Below are 457 nucleotides of genomic sequence, written 5' to 3' on the forward strand. Positions count from 1 at the left end.
GAGACAGGACAACTATGAGAACATCAAGAACCAGAGCCGAGATCATGAGATTGCTGAGGCAATTAAGTACGCAACTAACGAACTGATTAAGGCAATAAACAGCGGAGTAGACCGAATCTGCAAAATGCTATCGAGGCAAGGGGCAGCGATAGGGACGCTTTATGAGCTTAGCTGGATGGCATTACCGGACGATGAAAACGCCAGGAAAGCATTTGAAGCCGCAGCAAACATCGCCAAGCAAAAAATCAGGAARCGCATAGAACTGGATGAAGCCGARCTAGTCGAGAAAATTAAGAAGGTGGTAACTAGCCCGTGAGCAAATACCAAGTGTATCTAAACGCTATTTACTAGCAGTCATTTACATCAAGTTGGTGTGGTTCGATAATGAGCAAGTCCCTATAGCCCTAGTGAAAGTAAGGTTCAGGCGTCCTTTAATAACGTCAACGTTGCTCTGAAA

The 457-nt window shown here is 44.8% G+C and carries 1 protein-coding gene; it reads left to right on the plus strand.

Features of this window, described 5'->3' with window-relative positions:
- Window positions 1-316, plus strand: a 316-nt coding sequence (locus A0J57_RS26460) for a hypothetical protein (protein ID WP_161942162.1), incomplete at its 5' end; no start/stop codon positions are given.
- Window positions 317-457 lie beyond the last annotated feature (141 nt).

Source organism: Sphingobium sp. 22B, assembly GCF_001580035.1.
GTDB lineage: Bacteria > Pseudomonadota > Alphaproteobacteria > Sphingomonadales > Sphingomonadaceae > Sphingobium > Sphingobium fuliginis.